The sequence below is a fragment of the Micromonospora sp. IBHARD003 genome (genome assembly GCF_056106285.1).
Map to the genome: position 1 here is coordinate 5,588,475 of NZ_JBWBBX010000001.1, position 20,351 is coordinate 5,608,825.

Annotated in this window: 18 protein-coding genes and 1 riboswitch; of the genes, 11 read left to right on the forward strand and 7 right to left on the reverse strand. The window is 69.9% G+C overall.

Annotated features, from left to right (window positions below):
- Positions 1-50: 50 nt before the first annotated feature.
- From ACTWOL_RS24900 to def, 7 genes are all read left to right on the forward strand, one after another.
- Entirely contained in the window at positions 51-686 is a 636-nt protein-coding gene (locus ACTWOL_RS24900; RefSeq protein ID WP_474299003.1) for an alpha/beta hydrolase family protein, read from the forward strand.
- Between the two features lie 270 nt (positions 687-956).
- A complete protein-coding gene (locus tag ACTWOL_RS24905) occupies positions 957-1,604 on the forward strand; it encodes a sigma-70 family RNA polymerase sigma factor (protein WP_407077417.1) in 648 nt (215 codons plus the stop codon).
- Positions 1,601-1,918, forward strand: a complete 318-nt coding sequence (gene rsrA / locus ACTWOL_RS24910) for a mycothiol system anti-sigma-R factor (RefSeq protein WP_474299004.1) — start codon at positions 1,601-1,603, stop codon at positions 1,916-1,918. Before ACTWOL_RS24905 ends, rsrA begins: the two co-directional genes overlap by 4 nt.
- A 291-nt stretch (positions 1,919-2,209) precedes the next feature.
- Entirely contained in the window at positions 2,210-3,622 is a 1,413-nt protein-coding gene (locus ACTWOL_RS24915; protein ID WP_474299005.1) for an HD-GYP domain-containing protein, read from the forward strand.
- Positions 3,619-4,968 (forward strand): HD-GYP domain-containing protein, encoded by a 1,350-nt coding sequence (locus tag ACTWOL_RS24920; protein ID WP_474299006.1) that lies wholly within the window; start codon positions 3,619-3,621, stop codon positions 4,966-4,968. Before ACTWOL_RS24915 ends, ACTWOL_RS24920 begins: the two co-directional genes overlap by 4 nt.
- Positions 4,969-5,059: 91 nt before the next feature.
- Positions 5,060-6,082 carry a tetratricopeptide repeat protein gene (locus ACTWOL_RS24925; protein ID WP_474299007.1) on the forward strand — a complete coding sequence of 341 codons (1,023 nt, stop codon included), beginning with the start codon at positions 5,060-5,062 and terminating at the stop codon, positions 6,080-6,082.
- Positions 6,083-6,148: 66 nt separating this feature from the next.
- Entirely contained in the window at positions 6,149-6,775 is a 627-nt protein-coding gene (gene def, locus ACTWOL_RS24930) for a peptide deformylase (protein ID WP_474299008.1), read from the forward strand.
- A 93-nt stretch (positions 6,776-6,868) separates the two neighbouring features.
- On the opposite strand, the gene ACTWOL_RS24935 is transcribed toward def, so the two are convergent.
- From ACTWOL_RS24935 to ACTWOL_RS24960, 6 genes are all read right to left on the reverse strand, one after another.
- Positions 6,869-7,906 carry a ribonucleotide-diphosphate reductase subunit beta gene (locus tag ACTWOL_RS24935; protein WP_474299009.1) on the reverse strand — a complete coding sequence of 346 codons (1,038 nt, stop codon included), beginning with the start codon at positions 7,904-7,906 and terminating at the stop codon, positions 6,869-6,871.
- Positions 7,906-10,284, reverse strand: coding sequence for a ribonucleoside-diphosphate reductase subunit alpha (locus ACTWOL_RS24940; RefSeq protein WP_474299010.1), 2,379 nt, complete (start codon positions 10,282-10,284; stop codon positions 7,906-7,908). Before ACTWOL_RS24940 ends, ACTWOL_RS24935 begins: the two co-directional genes overlap by 1 nt.
- A gap of 132 nt (positions 10,285-10,416) precedes the next feature.
- Positions 10,417-10,601, reverse strand: a riboswitch (cobalamin riboswitch).
- Positions 10,602-10,666: 65 nt separating this feature from the next.
- Complete coding sequence (locus tag ACTWOL_RS24945; RefSeq protein WP_474299011.1) at positions 10,667-11,170, reverse strand: GNAT family N-acetyltransferase; 504 nt, start codon at positions 11,168-11,170, stop codon at positions 10,667-10,669.
- 114 nt (positions 11,171-11,284) lie between these two features.
- Entirely contained in the window at positions 11,285-12,844 is a 1,560-nt protein-coding gene (gene mctP, locus ACTWOL_RS24950) for a monocarboxylate uptake permease MctP (RefSeq protein WP_474301252.1), read from the reverse strand.
- Between the two features lie 62 nt (positions 12,845-12,906).
- A complete protein-coding gene (locus ACTWOL_RS24955) occupies positions 12,907-13,161 on the reverse strand; it encodes a DUF3311 domain-containing protein (protein ID WP_474299012.1) in 255 nt (84 codons plus the stop codon).
- Positions 13,162-13,594: 433 nt separating this feature from the next.
- A complete protein-coding gene (locus ACTWOL_RS24960; RefSeq protein WP_474299013.1) occupies positions 13,595-14,398 on the reverse strand; it encodes a GntR family transcriptional regulator in 804 nt (267 codons plus the stop codon).
- Between the two features lie 260 nt (positions 14,399-14,658).
- Here ACTWOL_RS24960 and ACTWOL_RS24965 point away from each other — a divergent pair, with 260 nt between their 5' ends.
- The 4 genes from ACTWOL_RS24965 (at position 14,659) to ACTWOL_RS24980 (ending at position 19,416) form a co-directional block, all read left to right on the forward strand.
- A complete protein-coding gene (locus ACTWOL_RS24965) occupies positions 14,659-15,942 on the forward strand; it encodes an extracellular solute-binding protein (RefSeq protein ID WP_474299014.1) in 1,284 nt (427 codons plus the stop codon).
- Positions 15,943-16,018: 76 nt separating this feature from the next.
- A complete protein-coding gene (locus tag ACTWOL_RS24970) occupies positions 16,019-17,032 on the forward strand; it encodes a carbohydrate ABC transporter permease (RefSeq protein WP_474299015.1) in 1,014 nt (337 codons plus the stop codon).
- On the forward strand, positions 17,029-17,892 hold the full coding sequence (locus tag ACTWOL_RS24975) for a carbohydrate ABC transporter permease (protein WP_474299016.1): 864 nt from the start codon (positions 17,029-17,031) through the stop codon (positions 17,890-17,892). Before ACTWOL_RS24970 ends, ACTWOL_RS24975 begins: the two co-directional genes overlap by 4 nt.
- Before the next feature lie 9 nt (positions 17,893-17,901).
- Entirely contained in the window at positions 17,902-19,416 is a 1,515-nt protein-coding gene (locus ACTWOL_RS24980; RefSeq protein ID WP_474299017.1) for a glycoside hydrolase family 3 protein, read from the forward strand.
- A gap of 50 nt (positions 19,417-19,466) precedes the next feature.
- On the opposite strand, the gene nagB is transcribed toward ACTWOL_RS24980, so the two are convergent.
- Complete coding sequence (gene nagB, locus ACTWOL_RS24985) at positions 19,467-20,252, reverse strand: glucosamine-6-phosphate deaminase (protein ID WP_474299018.1); 786 nt, start codon at positions 20,250-20,252, stop codon at positions 19,467-19,469.
- Positions 20,253-20,351: the final 99 nt, after the last annotated feature.

The window sequence follows — 20,351 nt, forward strand, 5'->3', positions numbered from 1 at the left end:
GGGCTCCTGGCTTCCGCCGTTACGCGTCTCACCGATGTGAGACTGCCTTCGTGACGAAGAGCGAGATCGTGGAGACACCCGCCGGGGACGCCCGGATCACCTGGCACCCCGCCGTGGGCGACGCCCGCCTCGTGCTGGCCGTCAGCCACGGCGCCGGCGGCGGAATCGGTGCGAGCGACCTGCAGGCGCTCGCCGCCGCGCTGCCGCGCTCCGGTGTAACCGTCGCCCTGGTGGAACAGCCCTGGCGGGTGGCGGGCAAGAAGGTCGCGCCCGCCCCGAAGACCCTCGACACCGGCTGGCGGGGGCTGTGGCCCGCGCTGGAGCGCAAGGGGCTGCCGATCGTCGCGGGCGGGCGCAGCGCCGGGGCGCGCGTGGCCTGCCGCACGGCGCGCGAGCTGGGCGCCGTGGGCGTACTCGCCCTGAGCTTCCCCCTCCACCCGCCCGGCCGTCCGGAGAAGTCCCGCGCCGGTGAGCTGCTCGATGCCGCCGTGCCGGTCCTGGTCGTCCAGGGCGGCAACGACCCCTTCGGGAAGCCGGAGGAGTTCCCGGCGGGGGAGTACGAGCTGATCGAGGTGGACTCCGCCGATCACGGACTGTCCGTGCCCAAGCGGGCGGCGCTCGGCCAGGAGGAGGCGCTGGCCGTGGTGGTCGACGGCGTACGGAAGTGGATCACGGCTCTGGGGTGACGGATGGCCCGCCGGCGGCGGGGCGTTGGGGCGCGGGAATAGGCGGGGGCGGTGCCCCTGTTGAGCCTGACGTCAGCACATGAGCTTGGAGAGGAAGTCCGTCGCATGGGTCCGACCATCTGCCCGAGCCTCCCGCACGCCTCTGACCTGGACTGGACGGTTCTTTCTGCGCCCAGGACCGGTGCTGTTCAGGCGGCGGGCGGAGTGGTTGGTCGTCTATCCTCCGATTCGAGCGGGTCCGGTTTCGGTCCTGCCCCAGCGTTGGAGGAGGTGGGTCCGGTCACTGGGACCGACGACGGCCGCACGGAAGAGACGGCCGCCGAGCGCAACGCACGATTCGAGCGGGACGCCCTCGGCTACCTCGACCAGATGTACTCGGCCGCGCTGCGTATGACGCGCAATCCGGCGGACGCCGAGGATCTCGTGCAGGAGACGTACGCGAAGGCGTACGGCTCGTTCCACCAGTTCCGCGAAGGGACCAACCTCAAGGCCTGGCTGTACCGCATCCTCACGAACACCTTCATCAACTCGTACCGCAAGAAGCAGCGCGAACCCCAGCGCAGTGCGGCCGAGGAGATCGAGGACTGGCAGCTCGCTCGTGCGGAGTCCCATATGTCCACGGGACTGCGTTCCGCCGAGTCCCAGGCGCTCGACCACCTGCCCGACTCCGATGTGAAGGAGGCGCTGCAGGCGATCCCCGAGGAGTTCCGCATCGCGGTCTATCTGGCGGACGTCGAGGGCTTTGCGTACAAGGAGATCGCGGACATCATGGGTACCCCCATCGGCACGGTGATGTCCCGGCTGCACCGGGGTCGCCGCCAGCTGCGCGGAATGCTCGAGGACTACGCCCGTGAGCGCGGGCTGGTGCCCGCGGGCGCCGGGGAGTCGACGAACGATCGGAAAGGCTCGGGCTCATGAGCTGCGGAGAGCCGCATGAGATGGATTGCGCGGAGGTACTCGATCATCTCTACGAGTTCCTCGACCGTGAGATGCCCGATGCGGACTGCACCAAGTTCGAGGTGCACTTCGAGGAGTGCTCCCCCTGTCTGGAGAAGTACGGCCTGGAGCAGGCGGTGAAGAAGCTCGTCAAGCGCTGCTGCGGCCATGACGAGGTGCCGGTCGATCTGCGGGCCAAGGTGATGGGCCGGATCGAGCTGATCAGGGCGGGCGAGACGGTGCCGGAGCAGGACGTGACGGCTGTGACGGACGTGCCCGGAGCGGCCACTCCGTAGTCGCGTGTCCGCCGGGCGCGGGCACGCTGTGACAGACCACCCGCCGAGGGGCGCACCGGACGCGGTGCGCCCCTCGTCCGCTTTTCCGCCGGACCGTGACGTACCATCCGGACGGTCCTGGGCGGCCCTGACCGTCCCGCTTCCTCCGTTCCGACCGCACGCCGACGCGTCGTCCCATGGGCGATACGTGTCACCCGATGGTGCGAACCGTTCCGCTTCCGCAGCTGAGAACCGGCCAACTCGCTAGCCTGACCCTCGATTTGGGGGCAGTCCGAGGAGGGCCGAGGGCGCGTGAGAGGCATTCCGGGCGGGGCGCGCGCACTGATTCTGGGCGCCGTGGTGTGCGCCGTACTCTGCGCGCTGCCCGCCGTGCGCCCCGGCGCACAGATCCCCTGGACCGATGTCCTCCTGCTCGCCGGTGTCTGTGCCGTGTGCGAGATGCCCGTCCGCAGGCTGTTCCCCGGGCGGTTCCCGGGAATGGCCGCGGCGGGAGCCGTTTCGACGGGTGCCGGATCGTTCTTCCCCGTGGTGCTCGCTGCGGCCCTGCTGCTGCCGCCCGCCGGCGCGGCACTGGCGGCGGTGCCGGGCGCGCTCGTCGCACCCGTGGACCGGGGACCGGCAGGCGCGCGTCGGACGTGGCGGGCGGCCGAACTCGCCCTGGCCGCCTGGGCCGCGTCCTGCGCAGCCGGACTGGGCGGCGGGCTCGGCGCCGAGCCGGTCTTCCCACGGGCGCTGCTGCAGGCCGCCGCCGCGGCACTCGCGTTCTGCCTCGTGCTCACGGCGCTCGACGGAGCCATCCTGGCCACCGCCGAACGTGCGCCTCTGACGGCGGCCTGGCACGGGCTGCTGTCCCGGTCGCTGGCACCGCACACGGTGCACGGGCTGGCCGGGGTCATGGCCGCCGTGCTGTGGCACAGTCCGTACGGCCCGGTCTCCGCGCTGTGCGTGCTGCTGCCGGTGTACATCTCCTCCTGGGTCTTCGCGCAGTACCACCAGGAGCAGAACGCCCACCGGTCCACCATCCGCGCGCTGGTGCAGGCCGTCGACATCAAGGACGGGTACACCCGGGGGCACAGCGAGCGCGTGGGACGGGCGTCCGTGCTGATCGCGCGCGAGCTGGGGATGGACGAGGAACGGCTGGAGGTCATCCGCTTCGCCGGGATCCTGCACGACGTCGGCAAGCTGGGTGTGCCGACCCGGGTCCTGCGCAAGGACGGGCCCCTCACGCCGGAGGAACGCCGGGTGATCGAGCTCCACCCCGAGTACGGGCACGAGATGGTCCGCGGTATCGGCTTCCTCGACGAGGCCCGGGCGGCGATCCTGCACCATCACGAACGGATCGACGGCAGTGGCTACCCCTACGGGCTCACCGGCCACCAGATCCCCGAGTCCGCGCGCGTCGTGGCCGTCGCCGACGCCTTCGACGCCATGACCTCGACCCGTTCCTACAGCAGGGCACGGCCGGTCGCCGCGGCCGTCGAGGAGCTGAGACGCTGCGCGGGCACTCATTTCGACCCCCGTATGGTCCGTGCCCTCGTCCGCGCCCTGTCCCGGCACGGCTGGCAGACGGGGGTCACGGCGGACGAGGCCCGTCCGCCGTCCGCCCCGGACCCGCCGTTTCCGCACCCCACGGGCAGCCGGGCCGCGACACGGCGGACCGCGACACGGGCCGTCCGCCCCGCCGCCGACGGGCACGGCGGATGAGCCGCCGTACCCCGCTCGCCGTCGCAGGGGTCTACGGCGGCGCGGCGGCACTCGCCGGTGCCGGACTCGCCTGGAGCCTGTGGAACGGGTTCGAGGACCCGGACGTCGCACTCGCGTTCGGTGTGCTCATCGCCGTCGGTGAGCTCGCCCGTCGCCGCCCGGCTCAGGGAGCGGGAATCCCGCCGGCCCTGTCCGCGGAACCCCCGCCGCTGTACGTGGAACCGTGGGTGAGGGAGCCCGCCCCCGTCGGGGCGGCCGGAGCCCTGGGCTATGCGCTGCTCGGCGAGTGCGCGGGCCGGACCACCGGCCATGGAGTCCTGCAGGTCGTCGCGGTCGTCCTCGCCGGCGCGCTGGCCGGTGCCGTCCCGCAGCTCGCCCGCGGCCGCTGCCCCGCACCCGACCGGATGGCCCGCCGGGTGCTCACCGTGGGCTTCGCCGCGGCGTGCTTCCAACCGCTCTACAACTCCGGCGAGTTGGTCGCCCGCCTTGGCAAGGGCCCGTCCTATGCGCTCTATCTGCTGCTCGTTCTCGTCCTGACCGCGCTCTGCGACGCCGTGCTCGCGTCCCTGCTCCTGCACGCCCGCACGATCCCCCACTGCGGGAAGAGCAGGGAAGGCGCTCCCTACCCGTACGGCCCGCTGCTCCGCGACGAACTGCGCTCGCTGCCCGGCATCGGCTCGGCCGTCTGTGCGACCGGGGCCGTGATGGCCCTCGGGGCCGCCGTGGCCGGGCTGTGGGCACTTCCGGTGTTCTGCGTGCCCCTGCTGTCGGCCCAGCTCTCCTTCCGCCGGTACACGGCGGTGCGGACCACCTACCGGCAGACGATCGCCTCGCTGGCCCGGGCCACCGAGATCGCCGGATACACGCCTCAGGGCCATGCCCGCCGGGTCGCCGCGCTCAGCGCCGCGGTCGGCCGTGAAATGGGTCTCGCCGCCCCCGAGCTGGCCGTTCTCGAGCATGCGGCGCTGATGCACGACATCGGGCAGCTCTCCCTGGTCGATCCCGTACCGGAGGGGGCCACCGCTCTGCTGCCCGCCGCCGAGCAGCGCCGCATCGCCCTGCTGGGCGGCGCAGTGGTGCGCCAGACCGGTGTCCCGGCGGCCGTCGCGGCGGTCGTCGAGCGGCAGGCCGACCCCTACCGGGACCAACCGCTCGCCGCCCGGATCGTCCGTACCGTCAACGCCTACGACGATCTGAGCGGCGGCCGCGCGGAGGGCGCGCTCGGCGCGCTGGAGTGGCTGCGCCTCGGCACCGCCCACGACTATCAGCCGGAAGTCGTGGAATCTCTGGCACGGGTGCTGTGCCGGGGCTGTGGTTCCCTCCCGGTCTGGGTAACCCATGGGTAATGAGCGGGCGTCCGACCGGGCATGGTTGGATGCGATTGAAGGCAGACACAAGAGACACGGCGAGACTGGCAGTAAAGACACAGAACGACACGTGTCCGGGGGAAGTGACCCGAGCGACCGGCAGGCGGGAATCGTGAGGATCTTCGGGAAGGTACGGCATCGGCCGTCCGCCTCGTGGCGGCAGGCCACCGACCGCGCGTTCACGCTGATCGGCGACGGCCGGTACGAGGACGCGGGCGCTCTGCTGACCCGCGCCGCGGACCTGGAGCCGTGGCTCTCGGAGTCCTGGTTCAACCTGGCACTGCTGCACAAGTTCCGGCACGACTGGGAGCAGGCGCGTGCCGCCGGGCTGCGCGCCGTCGCGCTGCTCGACAAGGAGACCGGCGCCCCCGACTGGTGGAACGTCGGTATCGCCGCCACCGCCCTGCAGGACTGGCCTCTGGCCCGCCGCGCCTGGCAGGCCTACGGGCTCAGGGTCCCGGGCGAGGCCACCACCGGCGGGGAGCCGCTCGGCATGGAGCTGGGCAGCGCCGCCGTGCGGCTGTCGCCCGAGGGCGAGGCCGAGGTGGTGTGGGGCAAGCGGCTCGATCCGGCCCGGATAGAGGTGCTCTCCATCCCCCTGCCGTCGTCCGGCCGCCGCTGGGGCGAGGTCGTGCTGCACGACGGTGTCCCGCACGGCGAGCGCACCACCGCCGCGGGGCACAGCTTCCCGGTCTTCGACGAGATCGAGCTCTGGGCCCCCTCGCCCGTTCCCACCTGGGTCGTGCTGCTGGAGGCCGCCACCGAGGAGGACCGGGACTCCCTGGAACAGCTCGCGGCCGACGCCGGCTACGCCGCCGAGGACTGGTCGTCGTCGGTGCGTCTGCTGTGCAGGGCGTGTTCCGAGAGCCAGATGCCGAGCGCCGAGGGCGAGGGCGAGCACCTGGACCCGCACGACCACAGTGAGCCCGGTCACCCCGGGCCGCTCGGCCACCGCACCGCAGGGGACCTGTGGGTGCCGGAGCGCGAATGCGGTATCGCGGCGCCCGCCGGACTGGTGCGCGGGCTGCTGGACGGCTGGGTCGCCGACAGCCCGGACAGCAGGGAATGGCGGGATCTCGAGGAAGTCTGCTGACCACTGCGGCAGGGCCGTAGGCTGTACGGGACACCGAGCAGGGTTTGCAGGAAGGCTTACGGCGGAATGGCGCAGCAGACGGACGAGCAGATCAACGACGGCTTCGTCGTCGACACGGAGGACTGCGAGGAGCGCGAGCGGGCCTACCGCGAGCGCGGCACGGCCCGTCCCATCACCGTCGTCGGCAATCCGGTGCTCCACAAGGAGTGCAAGGACGTCACCGAGTTCGGCGACGAGCTCGCCGCTCTGGTCGACGACATGTTCGCGAGCCAGCGCGCGGCGGAGGGCGTGGGCCTGGCCGCCAACCAGATCGGTGTGGACCTGAAGGTCTTCGTCTACGACTGCCCCGACGACGAGGGCGTGCGCCACACCGGAGTGGTGTGCAACCCGGTGCTGCAGGAGCTGCCGCCGGAGCGCCGGGTGCTCGACGACTCGAACGAGGGCTGCCTGTCCGTGCCGACGGCGTACGCCTCGCTGGCCCGCCCCGACTACGCGGAGGTCCACGGCCACGACCTCCAGGGCAACCCGGTCAAGATCCGCGGCACCGGCTACTTCGCCCGCTGCCTCCAGCACGAGACCGACCACCTGTACGGCCGTCTCTACATCGACCGGCTGTCGAAGCGGGACCGCAAGGACGCGCTGCGGCAGATGGCGGAGGGCACTCCGCGCTACGAGACCGTGCCGAACGACTGACGGTGCCGCACGGCTGACCGCATACCCCGAAAAGGCGTGGGCCCGGACCGCTGTGCGGTCCGGGCCCACGCCCGTGTGCGGTCGCCGTGGCGATCAGAAGTCCTCGTCGAGGTCGACCGAGCCCTCGACGGCGACCTGATAGGCGGACGGACGGCGCTCGAAGAAGTTCGTCAGTTCCTGGACGCCCTGGAGCTCCATGAAAGCGAACGGGTTCTGCGAACCGTAGACCGGGGCGAAGCCGAGCCGGGTGAGCCGCTGGTCGGCGACGCACTCCAGATACTCGCGCATCGACTCGGTGTTCATGCCCGGCAGCCCGTCGCCGCACAGATCGCGCCCGAACTGCAGCTCGGCGGCGACGGCCTCCTTCAGCATCTCGGTGACCTGGTGCTGGAGTTCGTCGTCGAAGAGCTCCGGCTCCTCCTTGCGGACCGTGTCCACGACCTCGAAGGCGAAGTTCATGTGCATGGTCTCGTCACGGAACACCCAGTTGGTGCCGGTGGCGAGGCCGTGCAGCAGCCCGCGCGAGCGGAACCAGTAGACGTACGCGAAGGCCCCGTAGAAGAACAGCCCCTCGATGCACGCCGCGAAGCAGATCAGGTTCAGCAGGAAGCGGCGGCGGTCGGACTTCGTCTCCAGCCGGTCGATCTTTTCGACCGAGTCCATCCACTTGAAGCAGAACTGGGCCTTCTCGCGGATCGAGGGGATGTTCTCGACCGCGGCGAACGCGGCGGTCCGGTCATCCGGGTTCGGCAGGTAGGTGTCCAGCAGGGTCAGATAGAACTGGACGTGCACCGCCTCCTCGAAGAGCTGGCGGGAGAGGTACAGCCGCGCCTCGGGGGAGTTGATGTGCTTGTAGAGGGTGAGCACCAGGTTGTTCGCGACGATCGAGTCGCCGGTCGCGAAGAACGCGACCAGACGGCCGATCAGATGCTGCTCACCGGGGGAGAGCTTGGCCAGGTCCGCGACGTCGGAGTGGAGGTCGACCTCCTCGACCGTCCAGGTGTTCTTGATCGCGTCCCGGTAGCGCTCGTAGAAGTCCGGGTAGCGCATCGGGCGGAGCGTCAGCTCGAAGCCGGGGTCGAGCAGATTCTTCTCGCGCGCCGTCGTGGCGGTGGTGGCTTCGGTGGACATTACTGGCAGGCCTCGCAGGACTCGGGGTTCTCAAGGGAGCAGGCGATGGCGTCCGCGTCGGGAGCGGCCTGCTGGACGGGAATGGTGGGGGCCGCGGTGACCGCCGCCGGCGTGCCGGACGCGGCACGGGCGATCCGGGTCGCCGGGCGCGAACGCAGGTAGTACGTCGTCTTCAGGCCCTGCTTCCAGGCATACGCGTACATCGAGCTGAGCTTGCCGATGGTCGGCGTCTCCATGAACAGGTTCAGCGACTGCGACTGGTCCAGGAACGGGGTGCGCGCCGCGGCCATGTCGATCAGGCCGCGCTGCGGGATCTCCCAGGCCGTGCGGTACAGCTCCCGCACCTCCGCCGGAATCCAGTTGAGGCCCTGCACCGAGCCGCTGGAGTCGCGCAGCGCCTCACGGGTCTGGGCGTCCCACACGCCCAGCTGCTTGAGCTCATCCACCAGGTACGAGTTGACCTGGAGGAACTCGCCCGACAGCGTCTCGCGCTTGAACAGGTTGGAGACCTGCGGCTCGATGCACTCGTACACGCCCGCGATCGACGCGATGGTCGCGGTCGGGGCGATGGCGAGCAGCAGGGAGTTGCGCATCCCCGTGGTGGCGACCCGCTCGCGCAGGGCGGCCCACCGCTCGGGCCAGTTGAGCTCGACGCCGTAGTGGTCCGGGTGCAGCACACCGCGCGCCGTGCGGGTCTGCTCCCAGGCGGGCAGCGGGCCGCCCCGCTCGGCGAGGTCGCAGGACGCCTCGTACGCCGCCAGCATGATCCGCTCGGCGATCCGGGTGGACAGTGCCTTCGCCTCGGCGGAGTCGAAGGGCAGCCGCAGCTTGAAGAAGACGTCCTGGAGACCCATCGCGCCCAGGCCCACCGGGCGCCACTTGGCGTTGGAGCGGCCGGCCTGCTCGGTCGGGTAGAAGTTGATGTCCACGACCCGGTCGAGGAAGGTCACGGCCGTGCGGACGGTCTCGTCCAGCCGCTCCCAGTCGATGGAGCCCCCGGGGGTCACGAACGCGCCCAGGTTGACCGAGCCGAGGTTGCAGACGGCCGTCTCGCCGTCGTTCGTGACCTCGATGATCTCGGTGCAGAGGTTGGAGGAGTGGACGACGGTGCCGGGCTCCGCGGTCTGGTTCGCGGTGCGATTCGACGCGTCCTTGAACGTCATCCAGCCGTTTCCGGTCTGGGCGAGGGTCCGCATCATCCGGCCGTACAGGTCGCGGGCCGGGATCGTCCTGCGGGCGAGGCCCGCCTCCTCCGCCTTGCGGTAGGCGGCGTCGAACTCGTCGCCCCACAGGTCCACCAGCTCGGGGACGTCCGCGGGGGAGAACAGCGACCACTCGGCGTCGGCGTTCACCCGGCGCATGAACTCGTCCGGGATCCAGTGCGCCAGGTTGAGGTTGTGCGTACGCCGCGCCTCCTCGCCCGTGTTGTCGCGGAGCTCCAGGAACTCCTCGATGTCCGCGTGCCAGGTCTCGAGGTAGACGCAGGCCGCGCCCTTGCGCCGGCCGCCCTGGTTGACGGCGGCGACCGACGAGTCCAGCGTGCGCAGGAACGGCACGATGCCGTTGGAGTGCCCGTTGGTGCCGCGGATCAGCGAACCGCGGGAGCGGATGCGGGAGTACGACAGACCGATGCCGCCCGCGTGCTTCGACAGCCGTGCCACCTGGTGGTAGCGGTCGTAGATCGAGTCCAGCTCGTCCAGCGGCGAGTCCAGCAGATAGCAGGAGGACATCTGGGGGTGCCGGGTGCCGGAGTTGAAGAGCGTCGGCGAGGACGGCAGATAGTCCAGCCGGCTCATCAGCCCGTACAGCGCGGCGACTTCGTCGACGGCGTGCGCCGACTCGTCCTCGGCGAGACCGCAGGCCACGCGCAGCATGAACTGCTGCGGGGTCTCGATCACCTTGCGGGTGAGCGGGTGGCGCAGCAGGTAGCGGCTGTAGAGGGTGCGCAGTCCGAAGTAACCGAAGCGGTCGTCGGCGGCCGGGTCGATCAGCCCGTCGAGACGGGCGGTATGGGCCTCGACGAAGGCAGCCGTGCGGTCCGCGATCAGTGCCTCGCGGTGGCCGACCGCGATCGAGCCGGAGAAGCCGGTGGCGCCCTGCGAGGCCGCCTCCTCGGCGATGGTGAGGGTGAGCAGCCGGGCCGCGAGCCGCGAGTACGCCGGGTCCTCCGCGATCAGCCCGGCGGCCGCCTCGGTGGCCAGCTCCCGCAGTTCGGCCTCGTCCGAGCCCGAGTGACGTCCCCGGAGCGCGGCACCCGCGACCCGTCCGGGGTCGGTGTCGGGGAGGTCGGCGGTGAGGTCGGTCAGAAGCCGCAGCAGCGCGGTTCCTGGCCCATCGGCGAGCTGCGCTGAAGCAGGATCTGGCGGCGCGATGGTCACGGGGGTGCTCTCCCTCACTCGGCTCGGGGCCGGCGGGGGAGGCGGAATGCGGGCATGTGTCTGGGCAGCACAACGCACCGCGTCCACCAGCCTGATCCGCGAGGCCCGGACGTCTCGGCACCCGGGCCGGACGGACCGGGTGCGTTGCCGACAGGTCCTCGGACTCGTGGGTGTGCACTCGCGGACGCGTACGCATGGGCACGCCTCATGGGTACGCGAAAGGAACGAATGCAGACCGACTCACCGTTGCGGGACAGTTCCGGATTTCCACCGGATTCCCCTGCTGCGGCAACGGAGTCGAGCATACATGTAGGGGCGGGGCGATGCCGCGCACCCCACATGTTGTGTCGCGGTCGCGTGACTCACCCCGAAGTGTCGGTTCTCAGAGCTCAAGCGCGTACGTCAGCAGGGGATCCAGGCCCGCTATCGGTACCCAGTCACGATCGGGGGTCCGTACGAAGCCCAGCCGCTCGTATATGCGGTGTGCCGCGCGCATCTGCCGATCGGTCGACAGCACCAGTCGGCGGCACCCTTCGAGAGCTCGGGCCCGCTCGACGCACGCCATGACGAGCGCCTCCCCGACGCCACGCCTGCGTGCCTCGGTGGCGACGACCAGCATCCGGAACTCGGCCTCGTCCTTCCGTGCGATGTTGGCGTAGGGCCGTGCGCCGGGCGTGAAAGCCACCCCGCCGAGCAGCCGTCCCGAGCCGTCGGTGGCGACCAGCACCTCGGACTGCGCGGCCCTGCCTGCCGTGTCCCGCAGTACGGGGAGATAGGGGTCCTCGTCCCCGAAGGTCAGCAGTCCGTCCGCCAGATAGGTCTGTGCGGTGAGCTCCCCGAGAGCGTCGTACTCCTCCGTCTCCACCGGCCTGATGGTCACATCCATCCCGGCAGTCTGTCCTACACGAGGAGAACGTGTACACCGGAAAACGGCGCCTGGCCGCCGCCCTTGAGGGGGACGGCGGCCAGGCGCGCAGGCGGGTCAGCGGTGCCGGATGTCTCAGTGCGTCGCGGCGGTCAGCTTCGGGGCCTCCGTCTCGACTCCCGGGTCACCCGCGTCCGCCGTGTAGTCCTCCGGGGACGTCTCGTCGACGCCGTCCGGCGCCTTCACGGCACGCAGCACGAAGGTGAGGACGACCGTCACGAGCACATTGAGCACAAAGGCGGTCAGACCGATGTAACCGATCTCACCGATGCCCGGGATCTCGGCCGAGGATCCGCCGAAGTGCTTCTGCGTCGGGCTCGCGACACCGTAGGCCGCCACCGTGCCGTAGATCATTCCGACGGCCCAGCCGGCGAGCAGCGCCCAGCGGTGGCACCAGCGGGTGAACAGGCCTCCGACCAGTGCGGGGAAGGTCTGGAGGATCCAGATGCCGCCCAGCAGCTGGAAGTTGATGGCGACCGTCTTGTCCATCGTGAGGACGAAGACCAGGGCGCCCACCTTCACCAGCAGCGACACCAGCTTCGACACCCTGGTCTCCTGCTCCGGTGTCGCGTCCGGCTTCAGGAAGTCCTTGTAGATGTTGCGGGTGAACAGATTGGCCGCGGCGATCGACATGATCGCGGCCGGCACCAGCGCGCCGATGCCGATGGCCGCGAAGGCCACGCCCGCGAACCAGTCGGGGAACATGTTCTCGAACAGCTGCGGAATGGCGAGCTGACCGTTGGTCACCTTGACCCCGGCGGCGATCGCCATGAATCCGAGCAGGGCCAGCAGCCCCAGCATCAGCGAATAGAGCGGAAGTATCGTCGTGTTGCGCCGGATCACGTCGCGGCTGCGCGAGGACAGCGTGGCGGTGATCGAGTGGGGGTACATGAACAGCGCCAGGGCGGATCCGAGAGCCAGCGTGGCGTAACCCCACTGGCCCATCTCCCCGGGCACCAGAGCGCCGCGTGGTTTGTCGGTCGCCGGGTTGATCTGGGCGTACGCCTCGCCCGCCTTGGCGAAGACGTCGTCGAAGCCACCCAGTTTGATCGGGATGTAGATGATGGCGACCGTGATCACGAGGTAGATCAGGGTGTCCTTGACGAAGGCGATCAGCGCGGGCGCCCGCAGACCGGACGAGTACGTGTACGCGGCGAGGACACCGAAGGCGATCAGCAGCGGCAGGTCCTTGACGAACCAGTGGGTGTTCTCGCCGCCGCCGACACCCATGACGTCCAGCACGGCCTGGATGCCGACGAGTTGCAGGGCGATGTACGGCATCGTCGCCAGGATGCCCGTGACCGCGACCGCGAGGGACAGCCCCTTGGAGCCGAAGCGCCCGCGGACGAAGTCCGATGTCGTCACATAGCCGTGCCGGTGCGAGACCGACCAGAGCCGCGGCAGGAAGGTGAAGATCAGCGGGTAGACCAGGATGGTGTACGGCACCGCGAAGAAGCCGGCCGCGCCCGCCGCGTAGATCGCCGCGGGTACGGCGACGAAGGTGTACGCCGTATAGAGGTCGCCGCCGAGCAGGAACCAGGTGACCCAGGTGCCGAACGAGCGTCCGCCCAGGCCCCATTCGTCCAGGCTGTGCTCGTTCTCGGCCCTGCGCCAGCGCGAGGCCAGGAAGCCCATGACCGTGACGGCCAGGAAGAAGAAGACGAAGACGGCGAGTGCGACGCCGTTCACACCGTCCTTCACTTCGACGCCCCTTCCCCGCGGGCGCGCTGGTCACGCTGCCACAGCCGGTACGCGACCATCGTCAGCGCGGTCGAGATGACGACCCAGAGCATCTGGTACCAGTAGAAGAACGGGATCCCGGCGACGGCCGGGTCGGTCTTCGCGTACGAGCCGACCCAGAGCATCGCCACGAACGGCGCGACCAGGCAGACGGCCACCACGACCCGTACTGGGGTGACGGTCCGTTTTCTTTCTGCGGATACTTCGGACATGAGCGATTCCGTCCCCTCGCCGATCAGCTTTGCTGATGTGACGAGGTCGCGCGGACAGGCCGGGCGGCGTCGCAGGTCGATGGCTCTCGCCCGGCGCCGTCGTCGTCGCACGCAGCGCCGCTGCGCCCGCCTCCTCCGCCTGCCGGACTCGGCCTTCGTCTCGCTCCTTGCTCCGCCCTGCCTGTCCGCGCGACCTCTGACGCGCAGGCAATCTAGGCGAGCCTTGCGCCCGAGGGAACCCTGGTCCGGATAACGGACGAGGTAATCGCCAAATGGTCCTGATGCCGTTGAGCAGCCGAAATTGACCACTCGTCGGCTGAATCCGACCGCTCGGCTGATCGTTGATGCCGGGGGACTTGACTCGTCCGGAGGTGCGCCCCGCCCCGGGAGCCGGCCCTGGGATCCGGTCCCGGCTTCCAGGGGCGGGCAGACGTCAGTCCGCCTCCGGTCGCCGCAGCCGTGCCACGAACTTGTAGCGGTCGCCGCGGTACACCGAGCGCACCCATTCGACCGGTTCGCCGTTTCTGTCCAGCGAGTGCCGCGACAGCATCAGCATCGGCAGGCCCACGTCCGTTCCGAGCAGCCCGGCTTCGCGTGGTGTGGCCAGCGAGGTCTCGATCGTCTCCTCGGCCTCCGCGAGATGGACGTCGTAGACCTCCGCGAGCGCCGTGTAGAGCGAGGTGTACTTGACGAGTGACCTGCGCAGCGCGGGGAAGCGCTTCGCCGACAGATGCGTCGTCTCGATCGCCATCGGTTCGCCGCTGGCCAGCCGAAGCCGCTCGATCCGCAGTACGCGCCCGCCCGGTGCGATGTCGAGCAGGCCGGCGAGCGTGTCATCGGCGGTGACATAGCCGATGTCCAGCAACTGGGACGTGGGTTCCAGTCCCTGTGCCTTCATGTCCTCGGTGTACGAGGTGAGCTGGAGGGCCTGGGACACCTTGGGCTTGGCGACGAACGTCCCCTTGCCCTGGATGCGTTCCAGCCGGCCCTCGACGACCAGTTCCTGCAGGGCCTGACGCACCGTGGTGCGCGAGGTGTCGAACTCGGCCGCCAGGGTGCGCTCGGGCGGGACGGGTGTGCCGGGCGGCATCGTCTCCGTCATGTCGAGCAAGTGCTTCTTGAGCCGGTAGTACTTGGGCACGCGAGCCGAACGGGTCGCCGTCGCGTTCTCGTTCTCCGTGCCGCCCCCGTCCGTGGCCATGGCCTGCCTTCCCGACTCGTGTGCTGCTGCCGTCACCGGCTCCTCCGTAGGTTGCGGCTCACATGGTGGCACGGTCCGGTCACGGGTCGTCGCCCGCCTCGAGGTGTCGGTCGGGTAACGGACGCGACAGCCCCTCTTATACACCCTTGACACCCCTAAAGGTCTAGGCCAAGCTCCGGGTTACTGGTCTAAACCAATAAGGGCCACGTCCCAGTCCCGCGGGCAGTGATCGGCGTATGCCTCCGTATGTCCTCGCGGTGGGCGGGGGGTTGCAGCACATCCCTGAGGAGGGTGGCGTGAAGCGCAAGCTCATCGCGGCGGTCGGCGTCGCGGGCATGGTGGTCGGCATTGCCGCATGCGGCTCCGGAAGCGACAAGGGCGGGGACAAGGCCGGCGCCGACGTCAAGGAAATCACCGTCTGGCTGACGGTCGACGCCCAGAACAACTGGCCCGAGCTGGTCAAGGCGGCCGACGAAGCGGTCGTCAAGAAGCACCCCGGCCTCACCGTCAAGCACGAGTACTACGGCTGGCCGGACAAGAACACCAAGCTCGATGCCGTCCTCGCCACCGACAAGGTCCCCGACGTGGTCGAGATGGGCAACACCGAGATGCTCGGCTACATGGTCAAGGGTGCCTTCGCCGAGGTCGACCCCAAGAAGTTCGAGCAGTCCGACGCCTGGCTGGACGGCCTCAAGGAGTCCGTCGGCTACGAGGGCAAGACCTACGGCGTGCCGTACTACGCGGGCGGCCGTGTCGGCAACTGGCGCAAGGACGTGGCGGCCGAGGCCGGGGTGAAGGCCCCGCCGAGGACCTACGCCGAGCTGACCGCGGCCCTGGACAAGATCCAGGCGAAGAAGGGCGCCAAGTTCAGCGCCTGGTACCAGCCTTCGCCGGACTGGTACGCCGCGATGTCCTTCGTCTACGACGCGGGCGGCGCCATCGCGAAGAAGGAGGGCGACCAGTGGAAGGCCGGCCTGTCCTCGGCCGAGTCCGTCAAGGGCCTGAACGAGTACAAGAAGGTGCTCGACACCTATATGAAGGCCGACAAGACCAAGGACGAGGCGGACCGCTACATCGTCTACGGCCAGGGCAACGCCGGAATGATCTTCGGTGCGGCCTGGGAGGGCGCCACCGCCGAGGACCCGAAGAACGACAAGACCGGCAAACTCAAGGGCAACCTCGAGAACTTCGTGATGCCCGGCCCGTCCGGCAAGAGCCTCCCCGTCTTCCTCGGCGGCTCCGACCTCGCCATCCCGGTCAAGTCCAGGGCGCAGGACGTCGCCGCCGAGTGGATCAACGCCTTCACCGGAGCCCAGGGACAGAAGGGCCTGGTCGCCAAGGGCAATCTGCCCAACAACAAGACGGACCTCGCACCGCTGAAGGGTGACCCGAAGACCGCCGTCCCGGCCACCGCGGCCGAGTCCAGCTGGTTCGTCCCGATGGCACCGGGCTGGGGCCAGGTAGAGAAGGCCCAGATCCTGAAGACCATGCTCCAGGAGATCGGCACCGGCAAGAAGTCGGTCGAAGAGGCCGCCAAGGCCGCGGACGAGGCGATCGACAAGGTCATCAACACCAAGTGACCTCCCCACAGGGCTCCGTCGGTCGGCGACGGGGCCCTGTTCCCGTACGAGAAGAGGGAACGCCGAGGAGCGCCCGATGAGTGCCGCAGACACAACCACTGCCAAGGTGCCGCCGATGCGGCCGTCGACAGCTCCCGGCGCCGGTGCGGGAGCCCAGGGAGCCGGGAGAGGAGGAAGGCCGGGACCGCGACGGCGGAAGGGCGGTGGGGCCGGGCTGCCGTGGGTACTGCTCGCGCCCTGTCTGCTCGTCCTGCTGCTCGTCCTCGGCTATCCGCTGGTCCGCCTGGTCACCCTCGCGTTCCAGAAGTTCGGGCAGCCGCAGCTGTGGGGCTTCCGGGAACCCGAGCCGGTGGGCTTCGCCAACTTCACCAGGATCCTCGGCGACGGGGAGTTCTGGGCCGTCGTCGTCCGTACGGTCGTCTTCGCCGGGGGAGCGGTCGTCCTCACCATGGTCCTGGGCATGCTGATCGCCCTGCTGCTGCAGCGGGTCTCCGGCTGGGTGAAGACGCTGGTGAACATCGCGCTCGTGGCGAGCTGGGGCATGCCCGTCATCGTCGCCACCGCGATCTTCAAATGGCTCTTCGACACCGACTACGGAATCCTCAACTGGCTGCTCAGCCGGCTGCCCGGGGTCGATATGAGCGGGCACAACTGGTTCGCCAGCGGCCCGCAGGGGCTCGCCGTCATCATGCTGCTGGTCGTCTGGGGCGCCGTGCCGTTCGTCGCCATCACCCTCGGCGCCGGGCTCACCCAGGTGCCCAAGGAGCTCGAAGAGGCGGCCCGCCTCGACGGCGCCGGGGCCTGGGGGGTCTTCCGCTACGTCACGCTGCCGGTTCTCAAGCCGATCATCGTGATGCTGACGACGCTCTCGGTGATCTGGGACATGGGCGTCTTCCCGCAGGTGTTCGTGATGCGGGGCGGCCACCCCGAGGCCGAGTTCCAGCTGCTGACGACGTACTCCTACGACAAGGCCTTCGTCGTCAACGACTACGGCGGCGGCTCGGCGATCGCCCTGGTCACCGTGGTGCTGCTGCTCGGTGTGGTCGCGGTGTACATGCGCCAGATGCTCAAGATCGGAGAAGTCGAATGAGCGCGGTGACCAAGGGCGCCGTCATGCGCTCCACCCGGAGGCCCGGCCGGGGAAGGCTCGGCTGGAACCTGCTCGGTCTGCTCGTGTTCGCCACCGCGGGCTTCCCCGTGTACTGGATGCTCAACACGGCGTTCAAACCCGCCAGGGACGCCATCGATCCGGACCCGCACTTCTTCCCCCGGACCTTCACCCTGGAGAACTTCTCCCGGGCCTTCGACGTGGCGGACTTCTGGGGACCGGTCGGACGCAGTCTCGCCGTGTCGCTGGCCGTGGTCGCCATCGGCATCGTGGTCGGCATGCTCGCCGCGCTGGCCATCTCCCGCTTCGCCTTCCGCGGCCGCAAGATCGTGATCGTGGGCATCCTGGCCGTCCAGATGGTCCCGCTGGTCGCCATGATCATCCCGGTCTTCCTGCTGCTCAACGACCTCGGTCAGTACGACAGGCTCACCGGCTTGATCATCACGTACCTCACCTTCGTCCTCCCCTTCACCGTGTGGACGCTGCGCGGCTTCATCGTCAACATCCCCAGGGAGCTGGAGGAGGCCGCGATGGTCGACGGCTGCACTCGCTCCGGAGCCTTCCTCCGGGTGGTGTTCCCGCTGCTCGCCCCGGGCATCGTGGCGACCTCCGTGTACGGATTCATCCAGGCCTGGAACGAGTACCTGTACGCCCTGATGCTGATGAGCCAGCAGAACCAGACCGCGACCGTGTGGCTCGGCAACTTCACCACCAAGCACGGCACCGAATACGCCCCGATGATGGCCGGCGCCACGATGATGGCCGTCCCCATCGTGATCCTCTTCCTCCTCGTCCAGCGCAAGATGGCCGCGGGTCTGACGGCCGGCGCAGTGAAGGGATGACGACGCCGTATGACGACGCTCGCATACCGCTCCGACACGCTCACGCGGGACGCACTGACCGTCCTCCAGCCGGGATTCCTCGGCACCACCGCCCCCGACTGGCTGCTGCGGCGGATCGGGGAAGGGCTCTCGGCGGTGGGCTTGTTCGGCCGTAACGTCGCCTCGCCCGAGCAGCTGTCCACGCTCACCGCCCAGCTGCGGGCCGAGCGGGACGACGTCCTCGTCGCCATCGACGAGGAGGGCGGGGACGTCACGCGGCTGGAGGTGCGCACCGGCTCCTCCTTTCCCGGCAACTACGCCCTCGGGTCCGTGGACGACACCGATCTGACCCGGGAGGTGGCGGCGGAGCTCGGGCGGCGGCTCGCCGCCTGCGGAGTCGATCTGAACTGGGCCCCTTCGGCCGATGTCAATTCAAACCCGAACAATCCCGTGATCGGGGTGCGTTCCTTCGGGGCCGACCCGGGTCTCGTCGCCCGGCACACCGCGGCGTATGTCGAGGGGCTGCAGTCCGCAGGCGTGGCTGCATGCACCAAGCACTTCCCCGGGCACGGGGACACAGCGGTCGATTCGCACCACGCACTGCCCCGGATCGATGTGGAGTTGGCCACGTTGCGCGCCCGTGAGCTGCTGCCTTTTCACGCGGCGATCGCAACGGGTTCCAAGTCGGTCATGAGCGCGCATATCCTGCTACCCGCGCTCGACCCCGATCATCCGGCAACCCTGAGCCCGCGGATCCTCACCGGTCTGCTGCGACAGGAGCTGGGCTTCGACGGCCTCATCGTCACGGACGGCATGGAGATGCAGGCCATCGCCGCCATCTACGGAATCGAGCGCGGCAGTGTCCTCGCGATCGCCGCCGGTGCCGACGCGATCTGTGTCGGCGGTGGCCTGGCCGACGAGGACACCGTGCTGCGGCTGCGCGACGCGCTCGTCACCGCGGTGCACCAGGGCGAGCTGCCCGAGGAACGACTGGCTGACGCGGCCGCGCGTGTGCGCGCGCTCGCGGACTGGACCCGGGGGGCCAGGGGGGCGGCATCGGAGCCGGGCGCGGCTTCACAGGAGGGGACCGCGCCCGGCACCGAGATCGGCCTCGTCGCGGCCAGGCGCGCGGTCCGCCTGACCCGTGGGGAGTGCCCCCATGAGCCCCTGACCTCCGCGCCGTACGTGGCCGCCTTCACGCCCGCCGCCAACATCGCCGTCGGCGACGAGACCCCCTGGGGTGTCGCCGCGGAACTGGCGAGGCTCCTTCCCGGTACCCGGACAGGCACCTACGGCGCCTCCTCGCCGACCGGCGAGGTGCTGCGCGCCGCGGGTGACCGGCGCATCGTGGCGGTCGTCCGCGACGCCCACCGCCATCCGTGGATGACACGGGCCCTGGACGGGCTGCTGGCCGTCCGCCCCGACACCATCGTGGTCGAGATGGGTCTCGACCAGGCCCCACCGCGTGGCGCCCTGCATGTGGCGACGTTCGGTGCGGCCCGGGTGTGCGGACGGGCGGCGGCGGAGGCGATCACCGGGGCGTAGGAGCCGCGGGCCCGGGCGCATGGCCACCCGGGCCCCAGTACGAGCGACGCCTACAACCCCTGCCAGCCGGGCTTGTTCGCGTAGGTGTGCCGGAAGTAGTCCGTGAGCTTCAGCTTGGCCGCCGCCGCCTCGTCCACGACGACCGTCGCGTGCGGGTGCAGCTGCAGCGCCGACGCCGGGCAGACCGCGGCGACCGGCCCCTCCACGGTCGCCGCCACGGCTTCCGCCTTGGCCTCACCCGTGGCGAGCAGTACCAGGTGCCGTGCCTCCAGGATCGTGCCGATCCCCTGGGTGATCACATGGTGCGGCACCTGCTCGATGTCACCGTCGAAGAAGCGTGCGTTGTCCATGCGCGTCTGCCGGGTCAGCGTCTTGATCCGCGTGCGCGACGCGAGCGACGAGCACGGCTCGTTGAAGCCGATGTGCCCGTCCGTGCCGATCCCGAGCAGCTGAAGATCCACCCCGCCCGCCTCGGCCAGTGCCGCGTCGTACGCCTCGCACGCGGCACGTACGTCCTCCGCCGAACCGTCCGGGCCGATGAAGGCGTCCACGTCGAGCCCGAGCGGCTCGACGACCTCGCGCAGCACGACCGAGCGGTATGACTCGGGGTGTCCCGCGGGCAGGCCCACGTACTCGTCGAGCTGGGCGATCCTCGCCCGTGAGACGTCCGCATCGCCGGCGCGCACCAGCGCCGCGAGGGCCTCGTACACGGGAAGCGGGGTCGATCCGGTGGCCACCCCGAGCAGTGCGCCGGGCTTGCGGCGCAGGAGGTCCGCGATGCCCTGGGCGATGAGCCTCCCGCCGGCCCCGGCGTCCGGGACTATGACGACTTCCACGCTGGCCTGCCGATCGTCGACGATGTGGTATAGACCAATTTAGCAGATGTGGGCGCACGGGGGCAGGGCAGAAAGACCTTGGATGCGGTGATTCGGAGT